We start from the raw sequence: 16,078 nt of genomic DNA, 5'->3' as shown, positions 1-16,078 counted from the left end.
ATGCTTCCTTAACAATTCTAAGCCGTGTTTCTTCCTTTAACCTTTTTCCCATCCCGCTCATCTCCCTTATCCCTAGTTTAAAACATTGTAGGGAGGGACTCCAATTTGATTAGGGGGCCTAGGAGAATTTTCAGGTATTTTATCAAGCAGCGTGAGTCGGCAGAGAATACATGTACAATTGCAGTTATTTGGGAGCCCGTCCCAGCATCCGTAAGTCCCGTTACGCCAAAAACGCGCTTGCCTTTCCGCAAATTGCCGCCCAATTTAAAATTTCTTATCTGCCAAAATAAAATAAAAGAACCCGGGCATACGCCCGGGCCCGCTTCTTATATATCTGCCGATCAGCCCGTATTGCGGAGGCCGGCGGCAATGCCGTTGATCGTGAGCAGCACCTCGCGAAGCAGCTCCGTGTCGTCCTCGCCCTGTTCCCGGTGCTGTCTGAGCTCGCTCAGCAGTTGAACCTGGAGGTAGCTGAGGGGATCGACGTACGGATTGCGCAGGCGGATCGACTCCTGGATGACCGGTACGTTGTCCAGAATCTCTTCCTGACCGGTAATCTCAAGCAGGATGCGCTTGGTAAGGTCGTACTCCTCTTGAACGAGGGTGAAAATCCGCGTGCGGATCTCGTCGTCCTTGATCATATCCGCGTATTGCTGCGCGATCAGCAGATCCGCCTTGGCCAGCGCCATCTGCAGATTGTCGACGAGCGTCGCAAAGAACGAGTAGTCGCGGTACATCCGGCGCAGCGTCTCAAGCTTGGCGGGATCGCCGTCGACGTATTTCTCGAACGCGGTGCCGGCCGCATACCACGCAGGCAGCAGGTAACGGCTCTGCGTCCAGGCGAACACCCACGGAATCGCGCGCAGATCCTCGAAGCGCTCGCTGTTCTTGCGCTTGGACGGACGTGAGCCGATGTTGAGCTCGCCGACCTCGGACAGCGGCGTCGATTCCTTGAAGAAGGTCATGAAGCCCGGATCGCGGAAGATCAGGTCCTGGTACTTGGTCTGCGCCGTCTCCGAGATGGACGGGAGGATCTCCTCCCAATGCGCGTCGGCCGTCTGGTCGAGCGTAGGATGCTTCGCCAGATACGCGGCCTTCACCAGCGCGCTCGTCGCCTGCTCGAGGCTGCGGTACGCGATGCCTTCCATCGAATAACGGGACGTCAGCACTTCGCCTTGCTCCGTGATCTTGATGCCGGCGCCGATCGTGTGCGGCGGTTGGGCGAGAATGCTGCGGTTCAGCGGCATGCCGCCGCGACCGAGCGCGCCGCCGCGTCCGTGGAAGAACTTCAGCTTGACGCCGTAGTCGCCCGCCGTCTCGGTGATCTTGTTCAGCGCGACGCGCAGCTCCCAGTTCGCCGTGACCATGCCGCCGTCCTTGTTGCTGTCGGAGTAGCCGAGCATGATCTCGTGCATGTCGCCGCGCGCTGCGACAGCTTCGCGGTACACGGGCAGGTCGAACAGAGTCTTCATAATCTCCGGCGCGGCGTGCAGGTCGTCGATCGTCTCAAAGAGCGGAGCCGACTGAATCGAGCTGACGAGCTTGCCCTCCGGCGTGCGGCGCACGAGGCCCGCTTCCTTCGCGAACACCATGACCTCAAGCAGATCGCTCGCCCCGCGGGTCATGCTGATCAGGTACGTCGTGATGCAGCCCTCGCCGAACTCCTCTTGCGCGCGATGGATCGTCCGGTATACCTCCAGGCACTCCTTGGCGCCTTCGCTTAAGGAAGCCGTGGCGTGCAGTAGCGGCCGGGAATCCGACAGCAGACCGTGCAGCAGCTCGATCTTTTCTTCCTCGCCGAGCTCGTTGTACTTGTCCGTGACGCCCGCCTTCGCCAGCACCTCGGTCATCGCGTTCTCGTGCTCCTGGGAGTGCTGACGCACATCCAGAGCAGCCAGATAGAAGCCGAACAGCTCGACCTGGCGGATCAATTTTTTGAGATGCGTATCGGCGACGAAGTCCGCATAATGATGGCGCAGGCTGCGGTCGATCAGCTGCAGGTCCGCGATAAACTCCGACACTTGATGATAACGCTGGGAAGTTCCCTTGAATTTCTCTTCGCGCATGTTCTGCAGCTTCTGGATCATGTACGTGATCTTGATGCGGTAAGGCTCATGGTCGTTGGTCCAACGCTCCACCGTGCGCAGCTCGACTGCCTCGCGCTCCAGCTCGATCGATTCGAGCAGCTCGGGGTTCACCTTCACGATGGTCGTGCTGAAGCTCATTTTGCGCATAAGAGCCTTCAGAAGCGTCTCGTACTTGTGGATGACCAGATTGCGCTGCATGTTAAGCGTGCGCCAGGTAATGTCGGCCGTCACGGACGGGTTGCCGTCGCGGTCGCCGCCGATCCAGGTACCGAAGCGGAGGTAAGTCGGGACATGCCACTTTTGCTCCGGATAGTACTTGGCCAGACAGCGCTCCAGCTCGTCATAGACGTCGGGCAGCACGTTGAAGAGCGTCTCGTGGAAAAAGTACATGCCGTTGCGCACTTCGTCGATGACCGTCGGCTTGCGGTCGCGCAGCTCGTCGGTCTGCCAGAGGGTGAGCACCTCGTTGCGCAGCTGCTCCCGCAGGCGCTCGCGCTCGCGGTAGGTGAGGGACGGATTGTCCAGCTCCATCATCTCGTTGGCAATGCGCTTGTGCACGTCGAGCACGGCCCGGCGCATCGCTTCGGTCGGGTGCGCGGTCATGACCAGCTCGAGCGAGATGCCGGACAGCAGCTCCTGCACCTCGTTCAGCGGCAGGTTCTTGTCCTTAAGCTCCAAGATCGCGCTCTCGATGGAGCCCGGCTGCACCGCCTCGCCCGCGGAGCGCTCGTAGTCGCGCTTGCGGCGGATGCGGTGGTTCTGTTCGGCGATATTGACGAGCTGGAAATAAATCGCGAACGCGCGGATTACCTGATGGCGAACGCCCGGCTCCAATCCCGTAATCGTATTGACGAATTCCTCGTAAAGCTCGGGCACGAATTCGGCGCGCAGCGCCTTGCTCGTCTCCCGGATCTTCTCTACGTGGTCGAGCAGCTCTCGGCCGCCCTGGTGCACCAGCACTTCGCCCAGAATGTTGCCCAGGAAACGCACGTCCCGGCGCAGCAAATGGTTGGTCGAAGAGCGGCTTGCCGTGGCCATTTCTGTCATCCCATTCACCTCAAAATCATGACTTTCGACACTAAACAATCTTCTAAACATCATACTACAAATGATCTATAAAATCTGCCCCTCGGCTCGGGCCCTCAAAAATAATGTACCCGCATCGGGTTAGCCGAGAATCGGGCCGCGAGGCCTTCGTACGAATAAAAGAAGCCGCGCCGGATGCGGCTCCTTGCATTCACCGGACTATAAAAGCAAGCCGGTCTCGCGGTCGCCGCCGCAACTGCCGGACGCCTCTATCCAGAAGGATCCCACCGCGTGTAATATATACCTATTATGTAATCCTGGAGGCTAGCGCTATGACTTCTTCATCCTCATCTTCCTCTTCCTCGCCCTCGTCCGAGCCGGATCACGACGAGATCTATCGCAGCCAGGCGGATCAATACGACCGGTTGATCGCCGCCCAGCCATTGCTCGGCTCTCGCATCGACGCGATTCGGCCGCTGGCCGGACTCGACGTCGTCGACCTCGGCGCCGGCAGCGGCCGGCTGACGGTGCCGCTCGCCGCCCTGGCCCGCAGCGTGCTGGCGGTCGATCTGTCGCCCGCCATGCTCGAGGTGGCCGCGTCCAGGCTGACGGCGTCCGGCGCGGGCAACTGGCGCACGGCCGTCGGCACGCACCTGCACATTCCTGCCGAAGACACCAGCGTAGACCTCGTCGTCTCGGGCTGGAGCATCGCCTATTCGGCATCTTCAGATGTGGACCCTGACGGTTCCGCGCTCGCCGCCGTACTGAACGAGATTCGCCGCGTGCTGCGGCCCGGCGGTACCGTCGTGATCTTCGAAACGATGGGCACCGGCTTTGCGACGCCGAACCCGCCCGATTTCTTGCTTTCCTATTATGATGCGCTCGAGCGCGTCCATGGCTTCGCCCACGAATGCTTCCCGTTCGACTACACGTTCGCGGACGCTGCCGAAGCCGAAGGCCTGTCCCGCTTCTTCTTCGGCGACGAGACGGGGGACAAGATCGCGGCGAGCGGCTCGCCCATCGTGCCCGAGTTCGCCGGCGTCTGGCACCGCGTCTACGATTAACGCGTTTCGCGGCAGCGATTTGACGCTACGACCACAGCACCAGCGCCAGCGCGATCAAAGCCGGCAGCCCCTGCACGAGCAGAATCGACCGCTTGGCCGTCAAGCCGCCGAATAGAGCTGCGATCAGCACGCACGCCAGAAAAAACACTTCGATCTGCTGCCCCGTCTGCCCGTTCGGGTGCAGCAGTCCCCAGCATAAACCGGCCGCCAGAAATCCGTTATACAGCCCCTGGTTGGCGGCCAGCGATTTTGTCGTCGCAGCCGTCTCGGGCGTCGTGCCGAACGACTTCATCGCCCGCGGCGTCGTCCAGAGAAACATTTCCAGGATCAGAATGTAGACATGCTCCAGCGCGACCAAGCCCGTAAAGATTTGACCCAACATATGGAGACCTCCCTTTAATGGACTCCAGTATACCACCGAATATAACGTTCAAGCGTCAAATGGAAGTAACCCAAACGTTTTATTTCGTATTGATGGCGGTCTGGCTATGAGACAAATAAAAGAAAAAGAGCCGCCCCGCAGTCATTTTCATGACCTCCGGGACAGCTCCTTTTAAAGCTTGTTTTGGCCTAACCGAACGGTTTACTTCGCTTCCTTGATGATGCCGAAATAACGGCCCATCCAGTAAGGAAGGGTGAAGACCGCGGACGTGTCCATGTTGCCGTGGTTGTAATCGTAATTCGGATTGACGGTATACGCCGCGTCGAGTTGAGCGAACGGATTGTTGTTGTTCTTGATGATCTTGCGTTCGTCAGGCGCGAGCGCGTAGTTCGTTTGCTTGTACTTGTCGCGGTCGCCCGGCTCGATGTAGAGGACGTCCTGACGGTCGTATTGAGCGGCGAACTCGATGCGGTACAGCGGCATGCGGTACAGGAAGCGGACGGCCGACGCGAGGTCGACGCTCGTATCCTCCGGATGCGCCATTTGGTACAGGAACGTGTAGAACGGATTTTCCTCGCGCTTCTCGTTTGCGTACCATTGGTCGTAAGCCGCTACGATCTGCGCTTTGCGGACCGGATCCTGTTCCTGCAATATCAATTCGTAGACCGGGAACCAACCAAGCTCCTCGTCCGAGTAGTTGATGTACTGGGTCCAATCGCCGTGCAGCGTCCCGTTGATGTTGGAATCGTCTTCGCGGTCGCCCGTGTAGCCCGGCTTCTCATACGTAACGGGATTATTGTCGTTGATGCCGTAAGCATTGTTCGCCTGACGCACTAGCCTGCGCTCTTGATAGTCCAGCGCCATGTTGATGAAGCCCTTGCCGTTGACGAACGGCTCTTCCTTGCTGTAATCGCCGTCGTACACCAGATCGTAAGCTGCCTTAAACTTGGCCTGATCCTGCGGATACGCTTCTGCGGTCACGGTAATTGCCGTCTTCAGCATGGACATGATCTCGAGCGCGTTGAGCGGACCGTCCTCGTAACCGTAGGACAACGCGTCGTCGCCGTTCTCGTCCACGCCGATGTGCTGCGTCCACAACGCCTGCTTCTCCATGACGGACAAGCTGTCGTTAAAGTACTTGGACAGCCATCTCGACCATTGGGTCGACTTGCCCGTCGCGTCTTCGATGTAGTAGTGGTCGTCCTTCAGAATCAGGTTCGTCATCCGGTCGGCCGCCTCTGCGGTCAGGCGCTTGAACTCGGCCAGTTCGGGATCGGACGTATCGTCTACCAGATATTGATAAGCGGTGAAAAAGAGCGCGTAGTGGCCGTCGACTTCATCCGAAGAAGTGTCGGCTTTGTAGACGATCTGATTCTGGTCGATATAACCGTCGCTGCCGATGGCGCTGGCCGGGAACAGATCGTTGAAGAACTTCGGAATCTTCTCATATACCGGCACGGTCAGCTGGAACAGCGGCTTGTTGGAAGCCGTCGTCGTTTTGTCCTCCGCGGCGTTTGCATTGTTCGTCTTCGCGGTGATGACAGGCAGCACCTGATAGACATTTTCAGCGACGGAGGTCTTGATGTCGATACCCAGCTTTTGTCCTGCCGGACGAGTCGCGTTGAGCGCGTCGATCGCCTCTTGGCTCAGACCGAAGCCGTTGTAATTCATGACGTCCGAGCCGCCGGAAGGGAACAGCGTGTCGCCCTTCTTGCTCTCCGCGTCCTTGGTGACCCGCACGAGGCCGTAGCCGATCGGCGTCTTGCCGGCCTGCTGCATGCTCGGAATGATGGCGTTCGGATTGACGGCGTTGTCGCCGACGATCGTATGGAACCAAAGACCGTTTTGGCTCTGGAAGCCGTAGTCGGTGCCGTCCGTCGTTTTGGCGAGCCCTTCGTCGACCAACATGTAGGAGCGAGCGGGAAATCCGTTGCCGCGGCCGGACACATAGTCCAGCAGCAGAACTGCTTTGGAGGCGCGCAGCGCATCGGCTTTTGCGGCCGCGATATCCGCCTTCTGCTGCGTCGTCGGGCTCGAGCCCGCCTCGTCCTTCAGCGTACGGTAGCGGAAAATCTCGCCGATCGCGTACATCGTCGTCCACAAGCCGTCATTGTCGCTGGTCGCAGGCGAACCCGTAAAGGTTCCGGTTGCGGAGTTGTAATCGATGCTCGTGTTAGCGCCGTCCGAGAAAGTGAACGAGGCGCCCGAAGCCATGCCGCGGCGATCGTTGACGGCCTTAACAAGCTTCTCGTAGACGGCTGTCCGCTCCAGCAGCGTCATCTTGGGCATCGTGATGTGCGTGACGCCGCTCGCGGTCTTGGCCCATACGCCGCCGTCGCTGTCGGAAGCCAGCGCCAGCACATTGTCGTCTCCGCCATACAGATAACGCGGACCCGCGAAGTACTGAACGATGTCACGCGCGTCCGATTCCGTGAAGTCAACGCGCTGCAAGCCGGTCTTGGTGCCGATCCAATAGACGTTGTTCTTGTCCTTGAACGCGGCGGTGACGTCGCCGGTCACGGCGCCGGGCAGAAACGGAATGTCGGTGTCGGTCGTCCATGCGAGATCTGCCGGGATGGAGGCGTCGCCCGTTTTGTAGTAAGCAACGTTCTTGGTCGCCGCGGCTTGGAGCTGGACCGGCGTGAACTTCGCGCCGGGAAGCGCGACGTTCGCGCTTGCGGCCGGAACGGCGATTGCGGCGGCCAGCGTCGCGGTCAGCGCGCCGGTCGCCCATTTGCTGAGTTTGTTGTTCGCCATGGGGCACCTTCCTTATTGTTGGATGTGGGATACGCCGGTCGCGGTGATTGCGTAAACGCCCGTTCTGCCGTCCGAGATCAAGAGAAGCACTTTATCGTCCTTTAGATCGCCGCTTGCCAGCGTATAAGACTTCATATCGTTGTCTGTAAGGCGGACGCGCGTTACGCCGTCGTTCGTTCCGAGCCACAGCCACGTACGCGACGCGTCCAGCACCGAAGTGTTGACGCCCCGGAGCGAGGCGAAGATCGAAGGCTTGACGTCAAAGGAAGAATTGACGTAAGTCGTCGCATTCGTCAGATCCGGCACCTTGGTCGCCGAGTTGGCTACGCTTGGCTTGTAGGTCGGGTCCTGCAGGAACGCGATATACTGCTTGACCTGCACTTCTGCCGTCGTGCTGCCCAACTTGGAGGACGCTTCCTCGTAGCTGTACAGCTTCGTGCTCAGGTCGATTACGCCGCCGCCGCTGTTATTGCCAGTGCTGACCGTGCCGCCGCTCGTTTTCGTCTCGCCGGCGACCGTAGCGCTCTTCGCGTTCAGCGTCAGCACGCCCGGCGCCTTCGACAGCTCGACGCCTTCCGCGTTGATGACCGCCGTCGCGATCTTGCCTTCGCCCGTTACTTGTACAGGGCCGTCGGCCGTGAGCGTATCCAGGTCAAAATCGGATGCCAGCGCGATCTTCGCGTTCTTCAAGCCGGAGGCTGCCGTGAACTTCGAGATGTGTCCAGCAGCGCCCTCGAACGTCAGGCCCGATGCGAATGTCAGCTCCTTCGCATCGCCCTTCCAGTGAACCGTGTCAGTAGGCTTTGCCTTGATCACGACGACGCCGACAGGCTGGGTAGAACCGTTGTCCAACTCGCCGCCCGACGCGAACTCGACGTTAGCGATGTTCGTGTCGCCCTCGAGCTTGACCCGGATCTCGCCCGATGCCTTGTCCACGACAAGGCGCGCCGCCTTCGTATTTTTCAGCACGACCGTATGCGCGCCGCCGCCGAGCACGTAAATCGTGCCGCCGACGTTCGAACTTTCGATCGTCACTTCGCCGTCGCCGACGCCCGGCGCGATATATAGGCTGCCCGTCAGGTTCAAGCCCGTCAGCGTCGAACCCGCTTTGTTGACGGTCAGATTGCCGCCATTCACGCCGTCGTGCGCGGCTCCGTCGGCGATCAGCGTCCCCATCGCCCCGTTCAGCATCTTGACCGCTTCGGCGCGCGTCAGGCTCTTCTTGGGCTGGAAATCGCCCGCAGGCGTTCCCGATATGTAGCCGGCTTCCTGCAGCGCATGCACCGCGTCCTTCGCCCAGGCGGCGATCTGTCCTTCGTCGGCGAATGCGCCGGCGGACGTTGCCGCGCTTAGGTGCAGCGCCCGGCCCAGCATGACGGCCGCTTGCTCGCGGGTCACGTTGGCCAGCGGCGTCGCGTTGCCTGCGGCATCGCCCTGCATAATGCCTGCCGCCGCAACCTTCGCGATATCGGCCGCATACCAGGCCTGCGCCGGCACGTCCGCGAACGATGCCGCGCCGCCCGCTTCATATCCGTATATGCGGTTCAGCATCGCGGCCAGTTCAGCGCGCGTTACGGCTCCGTTCGGACGGACGAGTCCGTTCTGATCGCCTTTCAGCAGCCCGAGCTCCTGCCATGTCTGAATCTCGGCCGACGCCCAGGCCGGAATCGTCTCCGCGGACGTCGCGGCATACGCGCCTTGTCCGAGCGCCATCAGCGCCGATGCCGACAGCAGCGACACTGCTCCTTGCTTCCACCTTTTGCCCATTTGAGAGCCTCCTCGGTTGATCGTTTGGACTAGTCTGATGCTTCGAACCCCTTGCATTGCTCGCTTGCCTTGCTCCCCCGCTCGCTCCGACGCCGCGCCGCCGGCCGATCAGCCCCTCTCAGGCGCCAGCGCGCCGGCAGCCTCGAGATCAAGCACGACCGTCGCGTCCGGATGCAGCTGCAGCAGCGACGCCGGACAATCCGTGCCGATCGGCCCTTCGAGCGCCCGGGCGACGATTGCCGCCTTGGCCGCGCCCGTGGCGAGCAGCACGATCGATCTGGCTTGCAGGATTCGCCCTGCGCTCATCGTCAGCGCGTATTCGGGCACCTGCTCGTCTTCGCCGAAAAATCGCGCATTGGCTTGACGGGTCGATTCGTCCAGACGTACGACGTGCGTGCCGCCCGGCGCGGAAGCGAACCCCGGCTCGTTGAAGCCGATATGGCCGTTCAGCCCGATGCCGAGCAGTTGAAGATCCGCGGGACCGTAATAGCGATACAGCGCGTCGTATAGCCTGCAGGCGTCTTCGGCATTCGCGGCGTCGCCTTCCGGCAAGTGCGTCCGGTCCGGCGACAGGTTGACCCGGTCGAACAGATGCGTTCTCATATAAGCCGCATAGCTCTGCGGATGCGACGGCGGCACGCCCGCATATTCGTCCAGGTTAAAGGTTCGCGCCCTGCCGAAGTCCGCTTCGCCCAGGCGATGCGCCGCGACCAGCGCCCGGTAGACGCCGACCGGCGTCCCTCCGGTCGCCAGCCCGAGCACGCTGTCCGGCTTGCGCCGCAGCTGCTCCGCGAACAGGCCTGCGACATGTTGCTCCGCTTCGGCCGCGGACGGCAGTACCACGACTTGCACGCCGTGCACGAGCCGTCCGGCTTCCGCATCCGCCGCGTCCATCAAGTCCGTCGCGTCCGCCGCATTCACGGCCGGCCTCAAGGCACCAGCGCCGCGAACTGCGGCAGATAAGCCGCGTTCGCCTCCAGAATGTCGGCGAGCACCGCCTTCGCCAGCGCCGCGTCGCCGACGAGCGGATGAACCGTGAGCGCTTGCAGCGCGGCATGGCGGTCGCCGTGCACGGCTGCCTCGATCGTCAGCTCCTCATACGACTTGATGAGCTGCAGCAGCCCGCGAATTTGCGGAGACAGCGGCGCCGTCAGCTGCAGCGGATGCGCGCCGTCCGCCTTGATGACGCAGTTGACCTCGATCGAGGCGTCGTCGGGCAGGCAGGAGACGATGCCGCCGTTTCTCACGTTGACGACCTGGATGTCGCCCTTGTCCGTGTAGATCGACTTCATGAGCCGCACCGCGGCCTCCGAGTAGTAGGCGCCGCCCCTCTTCTCCAGCTGCTTCGGCTTCTCCGTCACCTCGGGGCGGCGGTAGATGTCGAACAACTCGGCTTCCACCGACTTGACCTCATCGGCGCGGGTCCTGCCCGTGCGTTCGAAGTCGGACGCCAGCTCGGCCAGCATTTCGTTCTTCATATAATAGTAGCGATGATACGAGCACGGCAGCGCGCCGAGCGAGGATATGAACGCCGCGTCCCACTCCAGGTCGGGTACGTTTTTCACCGTCAGCCCTTTGCCCGAGCCGAGCGTTTTCAGGAACGCATCCGTGACGTCCTCGCCGTCCAGCAGCACGCGTGTCGTCCAGTGCAAATGGTTGATGCCCGCCATCTCGATGAACACCCGCTCCGGCTCCACGCCGTACAGCGCCGCGATCTGCATCTTGGTGTCGATCGGGAGATTGCACAGCCCGACGGTCTTAATGCGCGAATGCTTCAGCACCGCCTCCGTGACGAGCCCCGCCGGATTGGTGAAGTTGACGAGAAAAGCTTCCGGCGCCAGCTCCTCCATGTCCCGGCAGATGTCCAGGATAACCGGGACGGTCCGCAGCGCCTTGGCGAAACCGCCGGCCCCCGTCGTCTCCTGGCCGATCAGGCCGTGCGACAGCGGGATTTTCTCGTCGAGCGATCTTGCCTCGAGCATGCCGACTCTCAGCTGCGTCGTGACGAAGTCCGCCCCGGCGATCGCCTCCCGGCGGTCGAGCGTCGTGCGCAGCGCGATCTCCTTGCCGCTGCGCTCAATCATGCGGCGGGCCAGATCCGCTACGATCGCCAGCTTTTCCGCGCCGGCGGCGATGTCCGACAGCACGAGCTCCCGGACCGGGAATTCGTCGTGATACCGCAAAATGCCGTCGATCAATTCAGGTGTGTAGGAGGATCCGCCTCCGATGACGGCCACCTTCAGATGTTGTCTGGTCATACGATTACGCTCCTTCATCTTGCTGACTTGCGTGGTAAGACATGGGACCCTCGCCGCTTTATTCCTTGACGCCGCCGGCCGACAGGCCGCTCACGATATAACGGTATAGCACGAGCGAGATGATCACCGGCGGCAGCGAGGCGACGATGCCGCCTGCCGTCATGAGGCCCCAATCGATGCTGTGCTTGCCGATGAATTCCCGTACGACGATCGGCAGCGTTTTGGAAGCGACGGTCTGGGTGAATGCATTGGCGTAGATAAATTCGTCCCAGCAGTTGAGGAACGTGAAGATCGCGGTCGCCGCGATGCCGGGCATCGCGAGCGGCACGAGAATGCGCGTCATCGTGCCGAGCTTGCCGCAGCCGTCGATATACGCGGCCTCCTCGAGCTCTCTGGACACGCCCTGCAGGTAGCCCGACAGCAGCCAGGCCGCATACGGCAGGGAGAAGGACAGATTGGCGGCGATGAGCGCCGCGTTCGTATCGAGCAGCGGCTGCGTATGCCAGCCGATGCCGGTGAACGGAATGCTGAAGTCGATGCCGTCCCGCATCATGACGTACAGCGGGACGATGATGCTGATCGAGGGCAGCAGCTGCATCGCCAGAATGATGAACAGCAGCGTGACGCGCAGCGGAAACTTGAGTCTGGCCAGCGCGTAGCCGCCCAGCGTACCGACGACGATCGTCAGCACCGTCGTGAGCGCACTCACGGTGAAGCTGTTGCGAAGCGCGTGGAAAAAGTCGCTGCCGACCGGACCTGCCAGCAGATGCCGGTAGTTGATCCAGGTAGGCGCGTGCGGCAGCAAATGTCCCGACAGCAGATCGCGGGTCAGGCTGAGCGAGCTGGTCAGCAGATAGACGAAGGGTCCCAGCGTGAACAGCGTCAGCAATACGATGCCGAGCCACAGATAGAACGGCGGCATCAGATCGCCGTCGCGCGGCCTGGTGAACCAGCGCCGGACGCCGGCGCCGTGGTTAGTCGATTCCATACGTTGCTCGGCTCCTTAAAGGTGGGAATCTTGGTTGCGCTTGAGCAGCACCATGTAGACGATGACGAGGATCAGGATCAGCAGCGTGGATACCCATGCCATCGCCGACGCCTTGCCAAGATAGAAGTAACGGAAGGCATAGTTGTAAGTAAGGTACGAGGTCGAGGTTTTGGCGTCGCCCGTAAATACCGTGAGGATGTCGTACACCCGGTATGCGCCGATAATCCGCAGGATGACCGCGACGATCGCCGTAGGCAGCAGCTGCGGCACGGTAATATGCCGAAGCTTTTTCCAGAAGCCCGCCCCGTCGATCACGGCCGCTTCGTACAGCGAATGCGGAATGCTCTGCAGCCCCGCCAGCAGCAGCAGCGTCATGAACGGCGTCATCTTCCAAATGTCCGCGATGGCCGAGAACGTGACGACCTTCGTCGAGCTGGACAGCCAGAGCGGGTTGGACGATTCCGGCAGCAGATGCAGGTTGTGCAGCACGACCGTCAGCGCGCCGTAGCCCGGCTGGTAGATCCAGTTCCACAGCAGGCCGCTGACGAGCGTCAGCATCGCCCACGGGATCATGATCATGCCCCTGAACATCAACCGGCCCTTGAACGCGTGGTTCAGCAGCAGCGCGGCGAAGAAACCGATCGCAAGCTCGGCCGCGACGGAGAAAACCGTGAAGTACACGGTGTTCCCCATCGACGTCCAGAAGTCTTGCAGCTTGAAGATGTCTGCATAGTTGCCCAAGCCCACGGGCTTCGGATCAGAACCGTCCATCAGGTTGTACTTGTAGAGACTCCATACCGACGATTGAAAGATCGGTACGATAAAGATTCGGAACAGAATGTAAATGGTCGGCACCAGCAGCACATAGGCCAGCAGCGCGTCTTGTCGCATGGCGGGCGTGTATTTCGCTCGTTTTCTCTTGGGTGCCGCGTTCGGCTCAGCCACTCCTGCTCCTCCTTGCTATTTGGCCGCGCGCTGTATCGCTTGGTCGATCTTGGTAGCCGCGTCGTCCAGCGCCTGCTGCGGCGTTTTGTTTTTCACGAGCGCGCTGTAAATCTCGTTGGATTGAATGTCGGCCCACTCGACGTAGCCCGGCGCGTTCGGGCGATTGGAGCCGTATTGGAACTGCTCGACGATCTGATTCAGCGTCTTCGTCGAATCGGCTGCGATCATGTCGGGATCTTCGTACAGGCTTTTCAGCGACGGATAGATGCCCATCTCCTTGAAGTTGTCGAGCTGGAAGCCCTTTTCCCCGATCCACTTGACGAACTCCAGCGCGGCCTGCTTGTTCTTGCTGCTCTGCATGATGCCGATGCCTTCGGAGCCGGATACGGCGGTGGACACGACGCTTCCTTCGCCCGGGATCAGGCCGACGTCGGTCTGACCGACTACCTGCGACATATCCGCGTTGTTCAGGTCCGGATACATGCCTTCCCAATTGATCATCATGGCGATCTTGCCGGCGGAGAAGGCGTTCTTCACGTCGTCTTCCGTCCATTGGAGGCTGGAAGGATCGACCGTCTTGTCGACGTGCAGCAGGTCCGTCATATACGTGAGCGCCTTTACGGCTTCATCGGAATTGACGTGCAGCTTGCCTTGGTCGTCCAGCAGTTGGCCGCCGAACGCCGCGACGATCGTGTCGAAGTCGATGTTGAGCGACTCCGCCTGCTTCCATGACCAGGCCGAGCCGTAGACGCCGTTTTTGGTCAGCTTCTTGGACATCTCGCGGAATTCGTCCCAGGTCTTCGGCGGCGCGTCGTAGCCTGCATCGGCGAGCAGCTTCTTGTTCCAGTACAGATGCTTGCTGCTGGAGTAATAAGGAATGGCGAGCACGTGGCCGTTGTAGATGACCGAATCGACCGAGGACTGCGTGTAGTTCGCGAGGGTCTCCTTGGGCATGACGTTCGTCAGGTCCGCCGCGATCTTGCCTTCGTAAAACTGGCCGCCCCAGATCGTATCCATCTCGATGATGTCGATGTCGGAGGAGCTGGACAGCGAGGCCGTCGTGATCTTGCCGAAGAGCGAGTTGTAATCGACGCCCATGAAGTTCACTTCGATGCCGGTCTCTTCGGTAAACTTTTTAGCCATCTCGGCGACGCGTCCGTCGGTGTCGACCATCAGTACGGTAATTTTCTTGCCCTTCTGCGAGCCGTCTCCAAGCTTGGACCAATCCATCTCCGCCGTAGCGCCGGCGGATGCCGACGACGAAGCGGATTGCGACGCGTCCGATTTGGCCGTCGGCGTCACGCCGCAGGCCGACAGCATCGCTGCGGATAAGAGGACCGGTGCGGCCCACTTGGGCCAGGAATGTTTGTTTAGCAAAACGTACGACCTCCCTATAGGAAACTCATTGTGGATGATACCGTTTACATACCTGATTCTGGTAAACGCTTTCTTTTTCCCGTAGCTGTACTGTCCGCTGGAGCGCCCCTCCTGATCGTGCACGCTGCGGCATCCGCCAAGCGCTGCGCAAGCAAACATCGGATGTTCTTCCAACCTTTGCTCAGTCAGTTAATTCGTACCTTCGTTATCCCCTCATCCCTCAATGGTAATAATGAATTAAGTACATGTTATTATTTGTTATTACCTTTGTCAATCATCTAAAATATTTTTGTGTGCATTGGACAGTTTGAGCTGAAAGCAAGCGTTATCTTTACAATGAAATCAACAAAAAAATAGCGAAAATACACGGATGACAGGATTCGATTCACAAATATGACGAATACATTTATAATGATGAATGTTGGCAGTTGCACTTAGTGGAGGTAATTTGTAATGACAAAGAAACAACATAATCCCCTTTACGCGATGCTGAAGGAGAAGCTGCTGCTTCAAATTCAATCCGAGGAGTACAAGGTAGGGGATCGATTGCCAACAGAGTCGGAGCTGTGCGATCAGTATCAAGTGAGCCGCACGACCGTACGATACGCACTCCAGGAGCTGGAGAGGGAAGGCATTCTCGAGCGGATCCAAGGGAGCGGGACGTTCGTCAAGCGCAAGGAGCTGCAGCTGCTCGCGACGCGCAGCTTTTCCGAGGATATCAGCGCGCAGGGCAAAAAGCCCAGCAACAAGGTGCTCGAAGCCGTCGTCGTGCCTGCGGACTCTCCGCTCGCCGGCGTGCTCGGCATTCCCCTCGAATCGCCGGTGACGAAGCTCGTGCGCCTTCGCTACGCCGACAACGAGCCTTTGATCTACGAGACCTCTTACATTCCCTGGAGTCTGGCACCGGGCCTTGCGCTCAATCATGATGAAGGCTCTTTATTCTCGCTCATCCAAAGCCGCTACCACCTGCAGATCCACCGTTCCGTCGAAAAGCTGAAGCCCGTGCTCGCGGACAAGCAAGCCGCGAAGCTGCTCAACATCCCTGAAGGCTCGCCCTGCTTCGAGGTGCAGACGATCACTTATTTGACAGACAACACGCCGCTCGAATACAACTACGGCATTTTCCGCGGGGACTTCCCGAACTTCACGATCGAGCGAATTTATTGAGGGTGCCGCTTTACCATATAGAGGCGGTGCGCGGATTTTGGCGCTTCGTCTCTTGCGGCTAAGCAAGCAGCAAGGCAGTCATTTTGTTTCCGATTGAGACTTCTTGCGGCCGGCGAGGTTGCGACGGGGCTACTTTGTTTCTGGTTGAGACTTCTTGCGGCAGGCGAGGTTGTGACGAGGCTACTTTGTTTCTGGTTGAGACTTCTTGCGGCAGGCGAGGTTGCAACGGGGCTTTTTTGTTTCCGGTTGAGACTTCATGT

General features: G+C 60.0%; 11 protein-coding genes. 2 read left to right on the top strand and 9 right to left on the bottom strand.

Annotated elements, in window-relative coordinates; all coding sequences use genetic code 11:
* Positions 1-341 precede the first annotated feature (341 nt).
* Positions 342-3,134: a phosphoenolpyruvate carboxylase gene (gene ppc, locus ACFOTD_RS26150; RefSeq protein ID WP_378122885.1), complete on the bottom strand. Its 2,793-nt coding sequence runs from the start codon at positions 3,132-3,134 to the stop codon at positions 342-344.
* Between the two features lie 311 nt (positions 3,135-3,445).
* Between ppc and ACFOTD_RS26145 the strand changes: the two genes are divergently transcribed.
* A complete protein-coding gene (locus tag ACFOTD_RS26145) occupies positions 3,446-4,177 on the top strand; it encodes a class I SAM-dependent methyltransferase (protein ID WP_378122884.1) in 732 nt (243 codons plus the stop codon).
* 25 nt (positions 4,178-4,202) lie between these two features.
* Here ACFOTD_RS26145 and ACFOTD_RS26140 read toward each other — a convergent pair whose 3' ends face one another.
* The 8 genes from ACFOTD_RS26140 to ACFOTD_RS26105 form a co-directional block, all read right to left on the bottom strand.
* The gene (locus ACFOTD_RS26140) at positions 4,203-4,559 is read right to left on the bottom strand and encodes a DUF1304 domain-containing protein (RefSeq protein ID WP_378122883.1); all 357 of its coding nucleotides are present in this window, start codon (positions 4,557-4,559) and stop codon (positions 4,203-4,205) included.
* Between the two features lie 201 nt (positions 4,560-4,760).
* The gene (locus ACFOTD_RS26135; protein WP_378122882.1) at positions 4,761-7,316 is read right to left on the bottom strand and encodes a hypothetical protein; all 2,556 of its coding nucleotides are present in this window, start codon (positions 7,314-7,316) and stop codon (positions 4,761-4,763) included.
* Between the two features lie 12 nt (positions 7,317-7,328).
* On the bottom strand, positions 7,329-9,083 hold the full coding sequence (locus ACFOTD_RS26130; RefSeq protein ID WP_378122881.1) for an S-layer homology domain-containing protein: 1,755 nt from the start codon (positions 9,081-9,083) through the stop codon (positions 7,329-7,331).
* A gap of 108 nt (positions 9,084-9,191) precedes the next feature.
* Positions 9,192-9,935 carry a glucosamine-6-phosphate deaminase gene (gene nagB, locus ACFOTD_RS26125; protein WP_378122888.1) on the bottom strand — a complete coding sequence of 248 codons (744 nt, stop codon included), beginning with the start codon at positions 9,933-9,935 and terminating at the stop codon, positions 9,192-9,194.
* Positions 9,936-10,012: 77 nt separating this feature from the next.
* Positions 10,013-11,341: a 6-phospho-beta-glucosidase gene (locus tag ACFOTD_RS26120; RefSeq protein ID WP_378122880.1), complete on the bottom strand. Its 1,329-nt coding sequence runs from the start codon at positions 11,339-11,341 to the stop codon at positions 10,013-10,015.
* Between the two features lie 58 nt (positions 11,342-11,399).
* Positions 11,400-12,329 carry a carbohydrate ABC transporter permease gene (locus tag ACFOTD_RS26115; protein WP_378122879.1) on the bottom strand — a complete coding sequence of 310 codons (930 nt, stop codon included), beginning with the start codon at positions 12,327-12,329 and terminating at the stop codon, positions 11,400-11,402.
* Positions 12,330-12,344: 15 nt separating this feature from the next.
* A complete protein-coding gene (locus ACFOTD_RS26110) occupies positions 12,345-13,274 on the bottom strand; it encodes a carbohydrate ABC transporter permease (RefSeq protein ID WP_378122878.1) in 930 nt (309 codons plus the stop codon).
* Between the two features lie 15 nt (positions 13,275-13,289).
* Positions 13,290-14,651 (bottom strand): ABC transporter substrate-binding protein, encoded by a 1,362-nt coding sequence (locus tag ACFOTD_RS26105; RefSeq protein ID WP_378122877.1) that lies wholly within the window; start codon positions 14,649-14,651, stop codon positions 13,290-13,292.
* A gap of 453 nt (positions 14,652-15,104) precedes the next feature.
* Here ACFOTD_RS26105 and ACFOTD_RS26100 point away from each other — a divergent pair, with 453 nt between their 5' ends.
* A complete protein-coding gene (locus ACFOTD_RS26100) occupies positions 15,105-15,818 on the top strand; it encodes a GntR family transcriptional regulator (protein WP_378122876.1) in 714 nt (237 codons plus the stop codon).
* Positions 15,819-16,078 lie beyond the last annotated feature (260 nt).

This window comes from Cohnella sp. GCM10012308 (assembly GCF_042649185.1).
Taxonomy (GTDB): Bacteria; Bacillota; Bacilli; order Paenibacillales; family Paenibacillaceae; genus Cohnella.
This window is presented reverse-complemented; position numbering and strand designations above follow the sequence as displayed.